Origin of the sequence: Neolewinella marina, assembly GCF_002631205.1 — a bacterium.
GTDB classification, from domain to species: domain Bacteria; phylum Bacteroidota; class Bacteroidia; order Chitinophagales; family Saprospiraceae; genus Neolewinella; species Neolewinella marina.
Genome location: NZ_PDLO01000001.1, coordinates 1209476 through 1226652, shown reverse-complemented (window position 1 = coordinate 1226652; position 17177 = coordinate 1209476). Strand labels below are relative to the sequence as shown.

General features: G+C 62.9%; 15 protein-coding genes, 1 tRNA gene and 1 pseudogene. 9 read left to right on the top strand and 8 right to left on the bottom strand.

Annotation, left to right across the window (positions count from 1 at the left end; translation table 11 throughout):
* Positions 1 to 5: 5 nt before the first annotated feature.
* From CGL56_RS05030 to CGL56_RS05010, 5 genes are all read left to right on the top strand, one after another.
* Complete coding sequence (locus CGL56_RS05030; protein WP_143470618.1) at positions 6 to 1502, top strand: right-handed parallel beta-helix repeat-containing protein; 1497 nt, start codon at positions 6 to 8, stop codon at positions 1500 to 1502.
* 61 nt (positions 1503 to 1563) lie between these two features.
* On the top strand, positions 1564 to 2310 hold the full coding sequence (locus CGL56_RS05025) for an MlaE family ABC transporter permease (protein ID WP_245183928.1): 747 nt from the start codon (positions 1564 to 1566) through the stop codon (positions 2308 to 2310).
* A 12-nt stretch (positions 2311 to 2322) separates the two neighbouring features.
* The gene (locus CGL56_RS05020; protein WP_099105377.1) at positions 2323 to 3099 is read left to right on the top strand and encodes an ABC transporter ATP-binding protein; all 777 of its coding nucleotides are present in this window, start codon (positions 2323 to 2325) and stop codon (positions 3097 to 3099) included.
* Between the two features lie 61 nt (positions 3100 to 3160).
* The gene (locus tag CGL56_RS05015) at positions 3161 to 3556 is read left to right on the top strand and encodes a hypothetical protein (protein ID WP_099105376.1); all 396 of its coding nucleotides are present in this window, start codon (positions 3161 to 3163) and stop codon (positions 3554 to 3556) included.
* A 54-nt stretch (positions 3557 to 3610) separates the two neighbouring features.
* Positions 3611 to 4660, top strand: coding sequence for an isoaspartyl peptidase/L-asparaginase family protein (locus tag CGL56_RS05010; protein WP_099105375.1), 1050 nt, complete (start codon positions 3611 to 3613; stop codon positions 4658 to 4660).
* Positions 4661 to 4663: 3 nt separating this feature from the next.
* On the opposite strand, the gene CGL56_RS05005 is transcribed toward CGL56_RS05010, so the two are convergent.
* Complete coding sequence (locus tag CGL56_RS05005) at positions 4664 to 5293, bottom strand: NAD(P)H-dependent oxidoreductase (RefSeq protein ID WP_099105374.1); 630 nt, start codon at positions 5291 to 5293, stop codon at positions 4664 to 4666.
* A 174-nt stretch (positions 5294 to 5467) separates the two neighbouring features.
* On the opposite strand from CGL56_RS05005, the gene CGL56_RS05000 reads away from it, so the two are divergent.
* Together CGL56_RS05000 and CGL56_RS04995 are read left to right on the top strand one after the other, a co-directional pair.
* Positions 5468 to 5552 (top strand) — tRNA-Leu (locus CGL56_RS05000).
* 81 nt (positions 5553 to 5633) lie between these two features.
* Complete coding sequence (locus tag CGL56_RS04995; protein WP_099105373.1) at positions 5634 to 6392, top strand: geranylgeranylglyceryl/heptaprenylglyceryl phosphate synthase; 759 nt, start codon at positions 5634 to 5636, stop codon at positions 6390 to 6392.
* A 44-nt stretch (positions 6393 to 6436) separates the two neighbouring features.
* Here CGL56_RS04995 and CGL56_RS18205 read toward each other — a convergent pair whose 3' ends face one another.
* Complete coding sequence (locus CGL56_RS18205) at positions 6437 to 6580, bottom strand: hypothetical protein (RefSeq protein WP_167641472.1); 144 nt, start codon at positions 6578 to 6580, stop codon at positions 6437 to 6439.
* A gap of 145 nt (positions 6581 to 6725) precedes the next feature.
* Between CGL56_RS18205 and CGL56_RS04990 the strand changes: the two genes are divergently transcribed.
* A complete protein-coding gene (locus tag CGL56_RS04990) occupies positions 6726 to 8075 on the top strand; it encodes an NAD(P)/FAD-dependent oxidoreductase (RefSeq protein ID WP_099105372.1) in 1350 nt (449 codons plus the stop codon).
* Here the strand turns inward: CGL56_RS04990 and CGL56_RS04985 are convergent.
* The 6 genes from CGL56_RS04985 to CGL56_RS04960 form a co-directional block, all read right to left on the bottom strand.
* Complete coding sequence (locus CGL56_RS04985; protein WP_167641473.1) at positions 8050 to 8817, bottom strand: DUF4292 domain-containing protein; 768 nt, start codon at positions 8815 to 8817, stop codon at positions 8050 to 8052. The two genes, CGL56_RS04990 and CGL56_RS04985, sit on opposite strands and share 26 nt — an antisense overlap.
* Before the next feature lie 10 nt (positions 8818 to 8827).
* On the bottom strand, positions 8828 to 10384 hold the full coding sequence (locus CGL56_RS04980) for a tetratricopeptide repeat protein (protein WP_099105370.1): 1557 nt from the start codon (positions 10382 to 10384) through the stop codon (positions 8828 to 8830).
* Between the two features lie 116 nt (positions 10385 to 10500).
* On the bottom strand, positions 10501 to 11928 hold the full coding sequence (pyk, locus tag CGL56_RS04975; protein WP_099105369.1) for a pyruvate kinase: 1428 nt from the start codon (positions 11926 to 11928) through the stop codon (positions 10501 to 10503).
* 119 nt (positions 11929 to 12047) lie between these two features.
* Positions 12048 to 12857, bottom strand: coding sequence for a hypothetical protein (locus tag CGL56_RS04970; protein ID WP_099105368.1), 810 nt, complete (start codon positions 12855 to 12857; stop codon positions 12048 to 12050).
* Positions 12858 to 12888: 31 nt separating this feature from the next.
* Positions 12889 to 14382, bottom strand: a complete 1494-nt coding sequence (locus CGL56_RS04965) for a tetratricopeptide repeat protein (RefSeq protein ID WP_099105367.1) — start codon at positions 14380 to 14382, stop codon at positions 12889 to 12891.
* A 124-nt stretch (positions 14383 to 14506) separates the two neighbouring features.
* Positions 14507 to 15643 carry a serine hydrolase domain-containing protein gene (locus tag CGL56_RS04960; protein ID WP_099105366.1) on the bottom strand — a complete coding sequence of 379 codons (1137 nt, stop codon included), beginning with the start codon at positions 15641 to 15643 and terminating at the stop codon, positions 14507 to 14509.
* Positions 15644 to 16599: 956 nt separating this feature from the next.
* Here CGL56_RS04960 and CGL56_RS18665 point away from each other — a divergent pair.
* Positions 16600 to 17070, top strand: a pseudogene (locus CGL56_RS18665) (hypothetical protein); the annotation flags it as partial.
* Positions 17071 to 17177 lie beyond the last annotated feature (107 nt).

Genomic DNA, 17177 nt, shown 5'->3' with positions numbered 1-17177 from the left:
CGCCCATGCGCCTATTTTACCCGCTGTTGTTCCTGGCCCTCTCGTTGCTGGCCGCCTGTGAGGTGGACCGGGATTTCGTGACCGGTGAGGCCGTCCAGCTGCGCTTCGAAGTGGATACCCTCAGCTTCGATACGGTATTTACCGCTCGGGGCAGCGCCACCCGCCTCTTCAAGGTCTATAACGACGGCAGCGAGCCGGTGAAGATCGACCGCATCGCCGTGGCGGGGGAAACGGGCGTCGACTTCACCTTCAACGTCGACGGCACCATGGGGCCGGTGGCGGAGGACGTGGTCATCTTCGCCCGCGACAGCATCTACGTCTTCGTGGAGGTGGAAGTGGACCCCGGCGAGCCCGAAGAGACCAGCCCCTTCATTGCCGAGGACCGGCTGGTGTTTGAAACCGGCAGCGCGCGCAGATCCGTAGTCCTCCAGGCCTTTGGTCAGAACGCCAACTACCTCAACGGCTTCCGCCGGGGCAGTTTCTTCCAGCCCGTCTGCCAGGACGGCACCTTCGTGCTGCCCACCGACCTGCCCACCGTCATCTACGGCTCCATGTTCGTCGACAGCTGCACGCTGCGGGCCCTGGCCGGTACGCGGATCTACTTTCACGGCGGCATCCAGCGTAACGAGGTGCTCGGGGGCAGCGGCATTTTCAACGATGGCTTCATCTACGTGCTCGGCAATGGCCGGCTGGAACTCCTCGGCACCCTGGAGGAACCGGTCATCCTGGCCACCGACCGCCTGGAAGCCGAATACGCCGAAGCCCGGGGCGCCTACCGCGGACTCATCTTCGGGGCCGGCAGCCGGGGCAACCGCCTGGTCCACACCGAGATCCGCAACAGCATCGTGGGGGTGACCGCCGACAGCCTGGCCGAGGTCACCATCGACAACTCCCGCATCGTGAACAGCAGCGGCCCGGCGGTGACGGGCTACCAGTCGGACCTGACCATCCGCAACAGCCTCTTCCATTCCAACTTCAGCAATACGGTCCAGATCCTGAAGGGCGGCAACCTCCGCCTGGAGCACACCACCCTGGCGAACTACGGGGTGGACGCCTCGGCCCTCCTCATCCAGAACTTCGCCTGTGACCCGGTCACCGAACAATGCGTGGCCGCCCCCTTCACCGGCGTCATCCGCAACAGCATCATCAGCGGCTCCCGCGGCAGCGAACTGGCCCTGGCCGACGCTTTTGCGGGGGAACAACCGGGCTTTTTCTCCCTCGAGATCTCCCAGTCGGTGGTACGCACCGATGATGCCTTCCTGCGGAGCAACGACGGGCTGTTCGCCGATTTCTATACCGACTACTGCCGGGGCTGCTACAACCTCCAGCCCGGTGATCCGCTCTACGTCTCGGTGAGCGCCGACGATTATCACCTGGACAGCCTCAGCGTAGCCCGCGACCTGGGCCGTTTCCTGCCGGAACTGCCCCTTGATCTCGAAGGCAACAACCGCGATCGGGATACCCCCGACGCCGGCGCCCTGGAGTGGCAGCCCGCCGACTGACCCAAACCAAACGCCGACCGTCGGCGTTACACCTCGAACCCCAAATCCCCACCCCGCGTACATGGTCGTCACCAACATGCTTTATAACCTGGGCCGTTACGTCAACCTCCTGCGTGATGCTTTTTCGCGGCCCGAGAAATTCTCCATGTACTACAAGGAGACCATGCGGCAGATGGATGCCATTGGCGTGGGCTCGGTGTTCATCGTTTTGCTGATCTCCGTCTTCATCGGTATGGTGACGGCGGTGCAGTTCGCCGACCAGCTGGGCGACAGCTTCGTGCCCTCCTACTACATCGGATACATCGTGCGCGACATCACCATCATCGAGATGGCCCCCACCATCACCTGCCTGGTACTGGCGGGAAAGGTGGGCTCCAACCTGGCGGCGGAGATCGGGGGGATGAGGCAAAAGGAACACATCGACGCCATGGAAATCATGGGCGTCAATACGGCCGCCTACCTCATCATGCCCAAGATCATTGCTGCCGTGGTCGTCATCCCCATGCTGGTGGCCATCTCGGCCTTCGTGAGCATCATCGGGGGCTACATCAGCACCGTGCTGCCGGGTACCATTTCGCACACGGAGTACGTACTGGGGCTGCGGTCCTTCTTCGTGCCCCGCTACGTTTTCATGATGTTCGTCAAGGCGGCGGTCTTTGCCTTCCTGCTCACTTCCGTAAGTTGCTACATGGGCTATTACGTGAAGGGGGGCAGCATCGAACTCGGCCAGGCCAGCACCAACGCCGTGGTCGTGAGCGACGTACTCATCCTGGTCTTCGATTTCCTCATCGCCCTTCTGCTCACCTAAGCCACCCCGATCATGATCCGTACGGAGAATATAGTCAAGTCCTTCGGGGATAACGATGTGCTCAAAGGCATCACCACCGAATTCTACGCCGGCAAGCCGAACCTCATCATCGGCAGCTCCGGGGCGGGAAAGACCGTCCTGCTGAAACTGCTCATCGGTCTGTTCCAACCCACCTCCGGCAAGGTGTACTACGACGATATCGACCTTTTCTCCCTCTCCGACGAACGGCTGCGCGAAATCCGCATGAAGGTCGGTATGCTCTTCCAGGGCAACGCTCTCTTCGACTCCATGACGGTGGGCGAGAACATCCGCTTCCCCATGGATATGTTCACCAAGATGACCCTGAAGGAAAAGGAGAAGCGGGTGGACGAATGCCTCGAGATGGTCAATATGGAAGGGGTGAACGACCGCTACCCCTCGGAAGTATCCGGCGGCATGCAAAAGCGGGTGGGCATCGCCCGGGCCATGGTGCTCGAACCCAAGTACCTCTTCTGCGACGAGCCGAACTCCGGACTGGACCCCAAGACCTCCATCCTGATCGACGAGCTGATCTGCGACCTCACCACCCGCAACAACATCACCACCGTCATCAACACCCACGACATGAACTCGGTCATGGGCATCGGCGACAACATCGTGCTGCTCAAGGACGGCAACCTGGTGTGGCAGGGCGACAAGACCCAGGTACTGGAAAGCAAAAGCTCGGTGCTGCAGGACTTCATCTTCGCCAGCCCCTTCCTGCGCCGCCTCCGCGAGGACGCCCTCAAGCAGCGCCACGCCCAGGAATAATCCGGTGCGCCGCCAACGATTCCCGCCGGCCGCCCGTCTGCCTGGGGAAAATCATTACCCCATGCGCCACCTGATCACTTTCATCCTCATCCTCCTGCTGGCCTCCTGCACCAAGGAAGAGGTGCAGCCGGATTGCCCGAGCGGACTCGGGGTCGGTGACCTGCTGCGGCTGCCCGACGACACCGCCCTGACGCTGGTCAGCGTCCAGGACAACCGCTGCCCCTGCGGCGTCGAATGCGTCTGGGAGGGCTACCTCCAGGCCGTCCTGACCGACGGCGATACTACCCTGAGGGTCTCCACCCAACACGTCTCGGACTCCCTCGGGATTGTCGATGTGGTGTACTACCGCCAGTTCCCCATCGCCATCGACACGGTTACCCTGCTCACGGATGCGTGCAAGCCCCACTACCCCCAGGAAGCCTACTGCATTTCCTTCGTGCTGTCCGACGGGGAGTAGGGGTTGGAAAGGGGAGGCGTATTACCTTTAGCGACCAACCAAGCCCTTCCCGCCATGACCAGTTTGTTTCGTCTTTCCCTCCTGCTCTTCCTTGGCTTCTGCTTTGCCGGCTGCCAGGAATCCCCCGACAACGGCCTTACCGCCGCCCCTGCCCAGCAGCCCAGCGCGGAGGAGCGGCCGGAGTACGCCCTGGTAATCCACGGCGGGGCGGGGACCATCCTGAAGGAGAACATGACCGATGAGCGGGCCGCCGGCATTACCGCCGCGATGAACGCCGCCATGGACGCCGGCGAGGCCATCCTGAAGGCCGGGGGCAGTAGCGCCGACGCCGTGGAGGCCACCATCTGGGTACTCGAGGACAGCCCCTACTTCAACTCCGGCCGCGGGGCGGTCTTCACCAATGCCGGCATCAACGAGCTCGACGCCAGCTTCATGACCGGCCACGATCAGATGGCCGGAGCCGTGGGCGGCATCACCAACCTCAAGCACCCCATCAGCGCCGCCCGGGCCGTGATGGAAAAGTCGGAGCACGTGCTGCTCACCGGCAAGGGGGCCGAGGAGTTCGCCGCCGGCCAGGGACTGGAAGTCGTCGACCCCTCCTACTTCTTCACCCAGGAACGCTACGACGCCCTCCAGCGGGCGCTGAAAGGCGAGCAGGTGGAACAGGAAAAGATTGACGTGGACAAAAAGCACGGTACCGTGGGCTGCGTGGCCCTCGACAAGCAGGGCAACCTCGCGGCCGGCACCAGCACCGGGGGCATGACCAACAAGCGGTACAACCGCCTCGGCGACAGCCCCATCATCGGGGCCGGTACCTACGCCGACAACGCCACCGCCGCCGTTAGCTGCACGGGTTGGGGGGAATACTTCATCCGCTACGCGGTAGCCTACGACGTCCACGCCCGCATGGCCTACGCCGGGGCCTCACTGAAAGAGGCCGCCGATGCCGTCATCCACAACACGCTGGTTGAGAAGGGCGGCACGGGCGGCCTCATCGCGCTCGACGCCCGGGGCAACGTGGCCATGCCCTTCAATACGCCGGGCATGTACCGCGGCTACCTCAAGGCGGGCGGCGAGCGGGAAATCAGCTTCTACGAAGACTGACGATCAGATCGTGGTAAACATCTCGTCCAGGGAGAAGCGGACCTTCTCCTGCTCCTGGGTGGCGTCCTCGGGCGAGCGGTAGCCCACCGGCGCGATCACCGTGGCGGTGAGGCCCTGTTCTTCCAGTCCGAGGATACGGTCGTAGGCAGCTACGTCGAAGCCTTCCATCGGACAGGTATCGATACCCAGTTCCGCGGCGGCGGCCAGCAGGGTGCCCAGGCCGATGTAGGCCTGCCGCTGGTTCCAGCTGCGCACGCTGTCCAGGTCCTTGCCGGCTACCGAGCCCTTCATGTATTCGGCGTAGCCGTCCAGGTTCTCCCGCGCCACGCCACGCACTTCGGCAATGCGGTCTACGTAGGAGTCGATGTACTCGGGAGTCAGGTCGCGCTTGGCGGCGAAGACGAAAACGTGGGAGCTTTCGGTCAGCTGGGGCTGGTTGTAGCTCGCTTCCCGCAGCTGTTCCTTCACCTTGGGGTCTTCGATCACCAGTACGCGGTAGGGCTGCAGTCCGAAGCTGGAGGCCGCCAGGTTGGTGGCTTCCTTCAGGGTCTGCAGGTCTTCGGTACCCACCTGGCGGGTGGCGTCAAATCGTTTCGTGGCGTAGCGCCACTTCAGGCTATCAATGAGGGTCATAATTAATTAGTTGTACCTACATTAATTAATGAGCGGCCAGAAAGTTTTGCCGGCGGCGCGCGGGTGCCAGAAAAAAGGGGGAAGGCCGGGTGGGGGGCTCGGATTTAAATTCTCACTTTTAAATTGTAAATCTGGTTGGGGCGTATTACTTTTGCGTCCGCTTCCGGCATCACCGCCCAGGTGGTGGAATTGGTAGACACGCCAGCTTGAGGGGCTGGTGTCCATTGCGGACGTGCAGGTTCGACTCCTGTCCTGGGCACATCTTCTGACGGCCCTGTTGCTTCGGCAACGGGGCCGTTGTCGTTTTTAGTTGCCGCGCGGCGGTTATACCTTTGGCATTATGATCCTGAGCGCACTGTCCCGGGCCCGCGAGGCGGGCCGCAAGTTGCTGGCCGTCCTGGTTGATCCGGACAAGGCCACCCGGGAGAGCCTGCGGGCCCTGGGCGACCACGCCCGGCAGGGGCACGTCGACTTCTTCCTCTGGGGCGGCAGCCTGGTCAATCAGCCGCAGTCCGAATACTACCTCCGCCTCCTGAAGGCGGTCACCGAAGTCCCGGTCTTGCTTTTCCCCGGATCGGTGTACCAGCTGGACGAACAGGCCGATGGCCTCCTCCTGCTGTCCCTGATCTCCGGCCGTAATCCGGAGTTGCTCATCGGCCACCACGTCACCGTAGCCGGCCGGATCAAAAGAATGGGCATTCCTACCGTACCAACCGGCTACCTCCTCATCGACGGTGGCAAACCGACTTCGGTCTCCTACATGAGCGGTACCACCCCGATCCCGGCCGACAAGCCCGCCATCGCCGCCGCGACCGCCCTGGCCGGCGAGCAACTTGGGCTGCGGCTCATTTACCTCGACGCCGGCAGCGGTGCCCTCCACCCCGTACACCCCCAGACGATCCGCGCGGTGCGCACCGAGGTTGACCTCCCTCTGGTGGTAGGCGGCGGCATACGTACCCCCGAGCGGGCCCGCGAAGCCCTGGAAGCCGGGGCCGACCTCATCGTGGTCGGCAACGGCCTCGAGGGCGACCATAGCTGGCTGCCCACCCTGGCCCAGGCCGTCCACGCCTGCGGTCAGTCCACCGTAGCGGCCAAGTAGGGATTACTCCCGCAACAGGCGAGGGCATCCGCTTTCTGTGCCGGCTAGAACAGCCAGCGGATGCTGCCGTAGCGTTCAATGTTGGCCTCGGCCCGGGGCAGCATGCGGTCGTAGTTGGTCTGCTCCAGGGTGCCGGTGGCGGTGGTCATCAGTAGGTTGGTGTCGGGTTCCTGTTCCAGGATCAGCATAGCTCAGGTTTTGTGAGTTTGGGTTTCAGCCACTTCACAGATGCGCCTTCGGCCAGGTGCATTTCCCCCGGCACCCGCGTCCGCGCCCCTTGCCTTCGCACTTCGCTAAGCGGCAGGCGTTTCCCAGGGCACTTCCCTTCCTCCCATGGCTAACCTGAACCTCCCCGATCCCGCCGCCAAACCCCGCATCGTCGTAGTTGGGGGAGGATTTGCCGGCCTCAACTTCGTCAACCGCATCGATAGCCACCGCTACCAGGTGGTGCTCCTCGACCGCCACAACTACCACACCTTTGCGCCCCTGCTTTACCAGGTAGCCACGGCCGGCCTGGAGGCGCCCGACATCTGCGGTCCGCTGCGGAAGACCTTTCGCGGCAAGCCCGACTTCCACTTCCGCATGCTGCAGGTCCACGATGTCGACCCCGTAGCCCGGCGGGTGCACACCGGGGCCGGCCCGATCGACTACGACCACCTGGTACTGGCTACCGGCACCCGGGCCAACTTCTTCGGCAATACCAACATCGCCACCCACGCCTTCCCCCTCAAGACCGTACCCGACGCCCGCCGGCTGAGGAACCAAATCTTCCAGACCCTGGAGCGCGCCGACCTGACCGATGACCCCGCAGAACGGCAACGCCTCATGACCTTTCTCATTGTCGGTGGCGGCCCCTCCGGGGTGGAAGTGGCCGGTGCGCTATCCGAACTGCGGCGCCACGTCCTTACCCACGATTACCCCGATACCCCCATGGATCAGCTGCGCTTCGTGCTGGTGGAGGGAGAAGAGGAGCTGCTCTCCACCTTTTCCGACCGGTCCAGCCGCGAGGCCTACCGCAACCTGGAGGAGATGGACGTCGAGCTCCGCTTCCAAACGCTCATGACCGACTACGATGGGCGCACCGCCACCTTCCGCGACGGCAGTACGCTGGAATGCAGTACCGTCATCTGGGGGGCGGGGGTGACCGGGGAGATCATCGAGGGGCTCAGTGGCGAAAGCTTGGAGCGGGCCCGCTACCGCATCGATAACCACCTCCGCGTGGCGGGCTACGAAAACGTCTACGCCCTGGGCGACGTGGCCCTGCTCACGAACGACGAATGGCCGCGGGGCCACCCCGGCGTGGCCCAGGTGGCCATACAGATGGGGCGGCGGCTGGCCGAGAACCTGAACAACATTGCCCGGGGGCGGCCCACGAAAGCCTTTCGCTACGTCGACAAGGGCAACCTGGCCATCATCGGCCGCAACCGCGCCGTGGCCGACCTGCCGCGCAACCTCCATTTCAGCGGGGTGCCGGCCTGGTTCGTCTGGGCCTTCGTTCACATCTTTTACCTGATCGGCTTCCGTAACCGCCTGTTCACCTTTCTGAGCTGGGTGGGCAACTACCTCACCTACAACCGCGCCGTGCGGCTGGTGCTGGAACCTACCCTCGACGAGGAGCTGCGGGAAGAAGGGGTGGACGCCGGAAACCGGCCGGGCCTCAGGGGGCCGGCGACCGGAAGGTAAAGGGCATTTCCAGTGGTCCGGAGAAGGAAAGGTCGGTAAACTCCATGTCCATCCGGGCGGTGCCTTCGGTGGCCCCGTCGACCGTCACCCGGCGGTTGCGGGGGAAGGTGACCGGCAGTCCGTCGACGGTGGCGTAGTCGGCGTTGCTCACAGATACCGAGCGGTTCTGCCCCAGCTCCTGCAGCTGCATCGACGAGAGCTGGTAGGTAGCCGGGTCGTAGCGGTAGTCGGTGGCAAATTCCCGGCTGCGGCCGGTGAGGCGGATCGCGCCTTCGGCGCGGCTGACCTCGAGGTCGTCGGTGAGGAAAACCGCGTTGCCGAAGAATATCTCTTGCAGCAGGTCGAAGCGGGCGGGAATCTTGTACTTCTCTTCAATGTAGCTCAGGGGTTCGGCGATGTATTCTCCCTGCAGGCGGTTGTAGAGGAAGAAGCTGTCGGGGCGGATCAAGGCCCGCGCGCCTTCGATGCCGAACTTCTTGACGCTCATCCAGATTGCTTCATCGCGGTGGAGGCGGATGTAGGCGGTTCCACCGATGGAGAAGGATTCGCTTTCGACGTCCACCCGGGCGCGGGCGTCCATCCATTCGGCGGAGGCGCGGTGTTCGTCGATGGACCGCAGTACCTGGGCCAGGCGCAGTTTACCGGTGGCCGCCGCGTCATCGTTGGCGGCGGGTCCGGCCGTCTTGCGTTGGCAGGTAGAGAACAGCAGGAGGACCAGGAGGGCCAGGAGGGAAAAACGCATAGGGAGCGGTTTAGCTTTTGAGGGCGGAGATCTTGTCCGCGAGGGAGGGGGAGCGGCTGCCCGCCGCCCGGGCCCGGGCATAGAGGGAAGCGGCGGCGGCCTTGTCGCCGGCGGCCTTCCGGGCATCACCCATCAGTTCCAGCAGCAGGGCGTTGGTATTGGCCGGGTGGTCGGCGGCCATCAGGGCCGCGGCATCGGGGGCGGCGCGCTGGGCGAGGTAGAAGGCCAGGGGGCCGGCCTGTCCTCCCGGCAACCGGGCCAGGTCCAGGTCGCCCGCCGGGGCATCGTCGGCCAGGGCGGCGAAGGCTTTTTCCAGTTCGGCCACCGCGGCGGCCGCCTCCGGGTTGGCGCTCACCATCAGCTGGGCCTGCTGCAGCAGGTTGCCGGCTTCGGCGTAGTCGGCGCGGAGGGCTTCGGCCAGGGCGTAGTGGACGTAGACGGCGGGCCGGTTGGGGAAGATGTCCAGGGCTTCTTCGGCGTACTTGCGCAGGTCGGCCAGCTGGTTGTCGAGGTAGAGGGCGGCGAGCAGTTGCTCCCACACGGGGTAGACCGTATCGTCCAGCTCGAGGGTGGCCCGGTAGGAGGAGGCGGCTTCGGTGAGGCGGCCGGTATGGAAGTAGAGGTCGCCTTCAATGGCGGCGGCCTTGGCCGCATCCGGGTGGACGCGTCGCAGTTCGGCGGTGAGCGCCAGCAAGCGGTCGGCCAGGGCGCGGTCGTTGGTGTTGGCTACCTGCTGGATCAGCGGCAGCAGTTTGCCCACCTTCAGGTCCAGGTCAACGTCGGCCCGCGCCAGCAGGGCCATCAGCTCCCGGTCGTCGCCGCCGCCTCCGTCTGGGGTGGGCGCAGCGTCCTGGAGGGCCAGTTGGGCGCGGACGTCCGCCGGCTCCCGGCGGAGGATTTCTTGGTACACCTCACGGGCTTTTTTGTCCTCCTCCTGGCTGCGGTAGTAGCCGGCCAGCAGGTGGCGGTAGGCCAGTTCTTCCGGGAAGGCTTCCACCAGGGCGATCAATTCCTGCTCGGCGCGCCGGTGGTCGCCGGTGCCCAGGTAGAGGGCGTGTTTGCGACGGGAGAGCTCCGCATTAACGCCGATGCGGTCCTCCAGGTCGTTGTACACCTTCATGGCGCCGCGGATGTCCTGGGCGCGCACCAGGAAGGCGGCCTGTTCGAGGTAGTTCTCGGCCTGGGAGGGTTGCTGGCGGATCAGTTCGGCGTAGAGCTCGGCCCCGTCGCGGTAGCGGCCGGCCGCCTGGTAGAGGTCGGCGAGGAAGGCCGCGTAGACGTCGTTGGGCCGCAGGGTGTAGGCCCGCCGCAGGGCCTCGATGGCCGGGGTAGTCTGACCGGCGGCGTGCTGCAGGCGGGCGAGTTCGAAGAGGGCGGGGTCGTTGCGGGGGTCTTCCTCCAGCAGGGCCTGGAAGAGATCGATGGCGGCCTCGGTCTTGCCCAGCAGGGCCTCCCGTTTGGCGGCGATGAACTGCTCCTCGAGCTTCACCTCCTTTTCGGTCATCTCCGACTGGGCGGGGAGGGTGGCCAGGGCCAGCAGCAGGGGAAGCAGGAACAGGGTACGCATGGGACGGTAGTAGATAGGCTCGCTACTTACTAACGTTTCAAGCGGGCAAGTAGTGCTGGCAGCCGGAGCAACCCGCTCCCCGACGGCCGGGCGGCCGCCGGGGAGTGCTTGCCGGTTTACTCGACCACGGTGATCTTCATCGTATTCAACCGGCCACGCCCTTCCAGGGGCATGCTGGCGGTGTTGACGATGTGGTCGCCGCTCTGGACGTGGTTGTTTTCCTTCAGGATCTCGACGATGTCCTCCATGGTCTGGTCGGTGCTGGTGAACCCGTCGTAGTGGTAGCAGCGCACGCCCCAGCAGAGGTTAAGGGTAGCCAGCATCTGGGGGATGTCGCTGAAGATATAGATCTTGGCGTGGGGCCGGAAGCTCGACAGCTTGAAGGCCGTGTAGCCCGAGCGGGTCAGGCCGGTGATGGCGCGGGCGCCAACGTTCTGGGCGGCCCAGGTGGCGGCGGAGCTGACGACGTCGCTGACGAAGGTGCCGCTGCGGGCGTTCGACTTCGGGCGGCGCATGCCGATCTCGTAGATCTTCTCGGCTTCCTCGATGATGCTGTTCATCCACTTCACCACCAGGGCGGGGTGGCGGCCTACACTGGTCTCACCGCTCAGCATGACGGCGTCGGTACCGTCGAGTACGGCGTTGGCCACGTCGGTCACCTCGGCGCGGGTGGGGCCGGGGTTGGTGATCATGGAGTCCATCATCTGGGTAGCGACGATCACCGGGCGGGCGCGCTGGATGCACTTGCGGATCACCTCTTTCTGGATGATGGGCAGCTGCTCCATAGGCATCTCGATGCCGAGGTCGCCACGGGCTACCATGATGGCGTTGGAGTGCTTGATGATCTTGTCGATGTTCTCGATGGCCTCGGGCTTCTCGATCTTGGCGATGATCTTGGCCGGGTGCTGGGCGCGGTCGATGTGGGCGCGCAGTTCCTTGCAGTCCGAGTGGTGGCGCACGAAGCTGAGCGCGATCCAGTTCACCGGCAGGGTGAGGATGTACTGCAGGTCCTCGAAGTCCTTTTCGGTGATGCTCGGCAGGCTGATCTTGGTGTTGGGCAGGTTCACGCCCTTGTTGGACTTCAGCTTGCCGGGGTAGAGGGCCTTCAGCTTGACGGTGTCGATGCCGTTGGTGTCGGTGACCTCGAAGACGAGGGTACCGTCGTCGACCAGTACGCGTTCGCCGACGCGGACGTCTTGGGCGAACTGGGGGTAGCTCATGTACACCCGCTCGGCGTTGCCGACGCACTCCTCGTTGACGAAGGTGACGATCTGTCCGGCTTCGAGATCGAGACCGTCGCCCTCCATGAGTCCGACGCGGAGCTTGGGCCCCTGCAGGTCGGCCAGGATGCTGACGTGGGTCTTCATTTCCTCGTTGAGCTGCACGATGAGGTCAACCACTTTCTTGTGATCCTCGTGGGTACCGTGGCTGAAGTTCAGACGGAAGACGTCGACCCCGGCTTCGATAAGGCCCTTCAGGCCTTCGTAGGTGTTACAGGCCGGGCCTACGGTAGCTACGATCTTGGTATTCTGGTGGTCGGTCATAAGAGGTGTAGCTTGAATTTATAGGATAGTGTAGAAAATACAATAATACGCGAAGGTAAAGGAATTACACAGCTTCACGAAGTTAAGGATGGTCCGGGGGACTTACCTAAAGCGTCGGATCAGGGCAGGAGTTCGACTTTCAGGCTGCGGCCGGCGTGGCTGCGCAACAGGGTATCGTAGAGGAGGGTCATGGCACCCGCGTCCGCGCCCCGGGCGCTTTCGGCCCGGAAAAGGGGGAACACGCGGCCGTGGCTGTAGGCGTTGAAGGAGACGGCCAGCAGTTCGCCGTCGCGGGTCTGGACGCCGGTAGCGTTGCCCCAGCTGCGGTGCAGGATCTGGTACATGATGCGCTGCATGGCGTGGAATTTCCACTCGTTCTCCCCGCCGGAACCGTGGACGCTGAGCCAGAATTCGGCGAAGGCTTCGGGCTTCAGTACGGGCACGGGCAGCAGGTCGGCCGCCTCGGCCCGCGCCATGCGGTCGTAGTAGCCGGGGGGGAAGGCATCGGTGATCTCCTCGTAGGACTGGTTCAGGAACAGGGCCTCACCCCGGGCGGCGGTAACGGTGAAGCGGCCACTGTGACCGGGCACGGAGGCGGGCTCGACGGTGAGGTTGCCGCCGCGGTAGCTTTCGGGGATGGCGTCCCAGAAGGCCTGGATGCGTTTCGGGCTCAGGGGCTTGACGCTGTAGACGGCCAGGTCGGGCACCAGGGTGGGCTGGGTCAGGTAGGTGCGCCCCAGCCAGTTGCGGCGCTTGGGCAGCGGCATGGCCGAGACGTAATTGTCGCCCTCCACCAGCAGGTCCCACTCCTTGGCCGTGGCGTTGAGGTACCAGTCGTAGCCGTACAGGCTTCCGTTGGTGGCGTAGTGTACGCAGCTGTTGTAGAGCTGCTTGTCGATTTCTTCCTGGGGGATGAAGCGGATGTCCATACCCGTGGAAACCGGGTTGGACCAAAAAAGGTCACTTCAGTTCGGCCAGTTTCGCCGCGGTGCTGGCCGAGTCGGGATTTTTCTTCAGGGCCAGTTCGAAGTACTTGCGGGCGTAGTAGTCGTTCCCCACCTTGCTGTAGGCGTCGGCCAGGCTGTCGTAGGTATTGAAGGAGTCGGGATAATTCTGGACGTTGAGGTCAAAGACGAAGATGGCTTCTTCTTCCAAACCGGATTCGAGCAGGTCGTAGCCCAGGGCATTCATCTGGAATTCCCGGAAGACGTATTCCTGGGGGTTATTCCGCTGAAGTCCCTTGTACCAGTCCTGGGCCGCTTCCACTCCTTCCTCGGTCAGGATTTTCTTCAGTCGCTCGTGGCCGTAGTTGGCCGGTGGGCCTACTGCCAGCAGGTTGATCTTGAGGATGAGGGGCTGTCCCTGGTTGGCCATGCGTTCGCGGAAGCTCTGGGCCTCTACCGGCACGGTGACTTGTACGCTGCCACCGGCGCCCACCATCATCACGGCAGTGTTCCAGCGGGTATTGGAGGGGTCGCTGCCCACGATGTCCTGCCAGTTTTCGCCCAGGCTGGCCGTTTCGAAGAGAGTTTCCCCGCGGGCGTTCATCACCTTGCCCGACCAGGTCACTTCCTGTCCGCGCATGGGCTTGGGGCCGCTGCCTTCCTGGATCACCTGGAAGCTGATCGACTCGGTGGCCGGCGGGGTGGTTTCCCGTAGCAGCTCCCACACTTCCATGCGGGTGCGCTCCCGCAGCCCATTTAGATGCTCCATTTGCGCGCCCATATCGAGGTCGGGGTGGGTGGCGGCGGCCACTGCATCCCAGGATTCCTGGTAGGTCTGTACCTGGTCCCAGTCTGCGTAAGCGTCCACGGTAGCGAAATTGGCCCCGAAGTCGGTCCCGATGGGAATTACCCGCTCGAACACCGACCAGTTTTCCATTGCGCGGCGGCGGACGTGCTGAGCCATGATGGGCTTGAAAACCTCGTTCTCCATCCTGACGTACTCGGCTTCCTTGCCCGGGGGCACCAGCATATAGTTGACCGAAAGCAGGGGAGCGCTGGGCTCGCCCCGGGTGGTGGAGGCGGGGAAGAGGGCACCGGCGATGGCGTAGGTGATCTCGCTGTGGACTTCGGATACCTCGGCGATGCGCTCCCAAAACTGTTCCGGGGAGGTGTGGGGGAAAGTGAGCTCCACGATGCGGTTCTGCCCGGCGGTGGAGAGGTTGAGTTCCGCCAGCTTGTCGTAGACGTCCACCGAAATGTAGTCGAATCCAGCCTGACCGGCGGTGGGCGATTTCAGGCGGTAGAAGCCGTGCCAGAGCTGGGAACCCTCATTCACCCGCGTCTGGAAATAGGGCAGCATGAGGGTGTTTTCCACCTGCATGAGGTTGCCGTCGGTGTCGCTCAGCTTGGTGACGTGATAATAGATGCGGCCGGAGGAGTCGTCCGACTGGGCGGGGAGGGAGCCTACCCCCAAACAGAGGGCCAGGGCAAGGAGGATAATGCGTTGCATGTCAGCGTGTCGTTACTTGGAGGGACGGCGGGGGTAGCACCATCCATAATGCCCTATAAGATAGGGGTTTTTGCCGTTGTAACACACATATAGTCCGTCACCATATCACCACCTTACGTGGTGGCTACAGGGCCTGGTACACCCGGCGGACGAGCTCGCCGATCTGGTCGGGTTCGAGCCAGCGCGTCACGATCACCAGATCGCGCTCCTCGTCCACGACGATGAAGTTGCCCCCGAAGCCGGCGGCGTAGTAGACGTGGTCGGGTACCCCTTCCCAGCGGCGGTCGCCGGCGTTGAGCCACCACATGTAGCCGTAGCTGGCGTTGGGCGGGGCGGGGGTGCGGATCTGGTCGATCCAGCGCTCGGAGATAAGCTGCTGGTCGTTCCAGCGGCCGCGGCGGGCGAAGAGCAGTCCCAGGCGCGCGTGATCAACGGTGCTGATGAAGAGTCCGCCGCCGTGGTGGCCACCGCCGCTGACCGACTGCATGCGCAGTCCGTCCAGGTCCACCCAGCTGTCGTCGTAGCCGTGCCACCGCCAGGTGGTGCTGGCTCCAATGGGGTCCATTATGCGCTCCTTGAGGACCCGCGGCAGGGGCTGACGCCAGACCTGCAGCAGGGAGTATGCCAGCACGTTTACCCTTACGTCGTTGTACTTGTAGTGGGTACCGGGGGCGTGCAGTTCGCGGTTCTTCCAGTCGTCGTAGCTGCCGGCGGGATCGGGGCGGTCGGTCCAGTCTTCCAGTCCGAACAGGGTCCCCGACCAGTCGGAGGTCTGCTGCAGCAGGTGCTCCCAGGTGATGCCGCCGTTGTGGTCGCCGTGGAAGGTGCCGTCCCAGACGTAGCGACTCACGGAGTCGTGGACCGATTCGATCAGCCCGTCGTCGAGCGCCAGTCCGGCGGTGGTCGACAGATAGCTTTTGGTCACGCTGAAGGTCATGTCCACCCGCTCGGTATCGCCCCAGCTGGCCACCACGTAGCCGTCCTTGATGATCATGCCGGCCGGCCCCCCGCGCTCCTTGGTGGGCCCCCTGAGGGTGTGGCCGGGCTCGCGGCGGAAGCCCTCCAGGATGGCCAGGCGCAGGTCGCGGGCGCCGCTGTATTCGTGGTCGAGGGCGAATTGTACGGCAGAGTCGAGGGTGGGTGCCTCCCGTTCGGCCCACTCGGTGGGGGTGGGGTAGTATTCGGTGGTCGCGGGTGTCGGGGCCTGCGACCAACCGGTATGGCCGAGGAAAAGCAGGATAGCTAGGAGGAATGGCTTCATGGGGGGAAGATAGGTCGAGTCTTTTGGGGATGCTATGACCGCGAAGCCCATTCCTCGGGGTCCCCTCGGAATTGACTTCGCTAGTGGGGGGCGTCCCTTTCAGGGCCGCTGGGGGTTCACGCGCTATGACCGCAAAGCCCATTCCTCGGGGTCCCCGAGGGCTTGACTTCGCTAGAGGGGAGCGTCCCTTTCAGGGCTGCTGGGGGGTCACGCGCTATGACCGCGAAGCCCATTCCTCGGGGTCCCCTCGGAATTGACTTCGCTAGTGGGGGGCGCCCCTTTCAGGGCCGCTGGCGTCGTGGGAGAGAACCGCACGCTTCTTCCAGCTCGATTTATACAATCACAGTGAGCGTCTGGATCGCGCCTGGAGTCGCTCTGCCCGTAGGCTAGCGGGTTGAGGGATTTCCAGCCCATTCATATAATGAGGGGGAAAGGGTAAATTTTGGCAAAATCGGTTCCGTCCGTGGTATTGGGGAGTTGACGGATTTCCAGTCCTAGTGAGGGGACGTACGTGGGATATCGAATCTCGCCGGAAACGGCATCCCCAAGATTTATAAAATTGATGCAATTACGCGATGCAGACTTATTGTTCGCCGGGGAAAATTAAATTAATATCTATTGTATGGGTTACATGTGGTTTGTAGTGTTATAGATAGATAAACGGAATTTGTTTCGGCATGATTCCTGGATTGCCATTGTTTAGTTGGTTTCATTTTATTCAGGTCAGCCTTCAGTTTTATCGCGCTATGTAAGTCAGGGCCCTTATACATACCTCGCCATTTCTCTTCATTGGCAATGATTGATTTCCGGTGATTCGACCGGAACAGGTATTTCACTGGATAGCATCAGTTGATTAACCCACCCAACTTTTAACACACACACATGCAGGCTCGGATCCCTCGCCTGGAGCGGAGGGCCGTGCCCGCTATTTTCTCACCCTTAATTCTTGTTATGCTATGGAAAATGTAAACTATTCCTCGCCTTGTTCCGAGAGGGGAACACTGAAACGAAGGTTCTCTGGACCGGCTCGATCGAGTACAGCTTGGGGCATTCTTTTCGTCCTATTGTTCACCACTTCCTTACTGGAAGCTTCCCACTTTAGGTACGGCTCCATCAGTTGGCGGCATGTGAGCGGGACTACTGTAGAGTTCAAAATTCAGCAGGCGTGGAGGATGAGTGCCTTTTTTGGCAGTACGCCGGCTGTTGGAACACAGACATCCGGCTACGTCGATCGCATCGTCTTTGGTGACGGCCAATCGGAGTCTTTTAAGTTGGAGGTAACATCTGTGGATCCCGCAGAGGATTGGTTTTTTGGAGAGACTACAATCACCCATACCTACCCAAGTAACCAGGATTATACTGCTTACTTCAGCAGTTGCTGCCGCATTGGAGGGATAGCGAACGCAAGTGGGAACTGGCTCATACAAAGTTTGGTCACCTTATCGGCGGGTAAACTGGGGAACAATTCGCCGGTGGTGGCAGTACCACCCATTGTCAATGTTCCCCAGGGAAGTTCGGCTACTTTCAATTTGCC

What these genes read in the sequence shown, in the direction of transcription:
- CGL56_RS04995 (WP_099105373.1), top strand. Translation starts at nt 5,634, where the DNA reads ATGATCCTGAGCGCACTGTCCCGGGCCCGCGAGGCGGGCCGCAAGTTG.
- CGL56_RS05025 (WP_245183928.1), top strand. Translation starts at nt 1,564, where the DNA reads ATGGTCGTCACCAACATGCTTTATAACCTGGGCCGTTACGTCAACCTC.
- CGL56_RS05030 (WP_143470618.1), top strand. Translation starts at nt 6, where the DNA reads ATGCGCCTATTTTACCCGCTGTTGTTCCTGGCCCTCTCGTTGCTGGCC.
- CGL56_RS04965 (WP_099105367.1), bottom strand. Translation starts at nt 14,382, where the DNA reads ATGCAACGCATTATCCTCCTTGCCCTGGCCCTCTGTTTGGGGGTAGGC.
- CGL56_RS05020 (WP_099105377.1), top strand. Translation starts at nt 2,323, where the DNA reads ATGATCCGTACGGAGAATATAGTCAAGTCCTTCGGGGATAACGATGTG.
- CGL56_RS04990 (WP_099105372.1), top strand. Translation starts at nt 6,726, where the DNA reads ATGGCTAACCTGAACCTCCCCGATCCCGCCGCCAAACCCCGCATCGTC.
- CGL56_RS04985 (WP_167641473.1), bottom strand. Translation starts at nt 8,817, where the DNA reads ATGCGTTTTTCCCTCCTGGCCCTCCTGGTCCTCCTGCTGTTCTCTACC.
- CGL56_RS05010 (WP_099105375.1), top strand. Translation starts at nt 3,611, where the DNA reads ATGACCAGTTTGTTTCGTCTTTCCCTCCTGCTCTTCCTTGGCTTCTGC.
- CGL56_RS18205 (WP_167641472.1), bottom strand. Translation starts at nt 6,580, where the DNA reads ATGCTGATCCTGGAACAGGAACCCGACACCAACCTACTGATGACCACC.
- CGL56_RS05005 (WP_099105374.1), bottom strand. Translation starts at nt 5,293, where the DNA reads ATGACCCTCATTGATAGCCTGAAGTGGCGCTACGCCACGAAACGATTT.
- CGL56_RS04980 (WP_099105370.1), bottom strand. Translation starts at nt 10,384, where the DNA reads ATGCGTACCCTGTTCCTGCTTCCCCTGCTGCTGGCCCTGGCCACCCTC.
- CGL56_RS04960 (WP_099105366.1), bottom strand. Translation starts at nt 15,643, where the DNA reads ATGAAGCCATTCCTCCTAGCTATCCTGCTTTTCCTCGGCCATACCGGT.
- CGL56_RS04970 (WP_099105368.1), bottom strand. Translation starts at nt 12,857, where the DNA reads ATGGACATCCGCTTCATCCCCCAGGAAGAAATCGACAAGCAGCTCTAC.
- pyk (WP_099105369.1), bottom strand. Translation starts at nt 11,928, where the DNA reads ATGACCGACCACCAGAATACCAAGATCGTAGCTACCGTAGGCCCGGCC.
- CGL56_RS05015 (WP_099105376.1), top strand. Translation starts at nt 3,161, where the DNA reads ATGCGCCACCTGATCACTTTCATCCTCATCCTCCTGCTGGCCTCCTGC.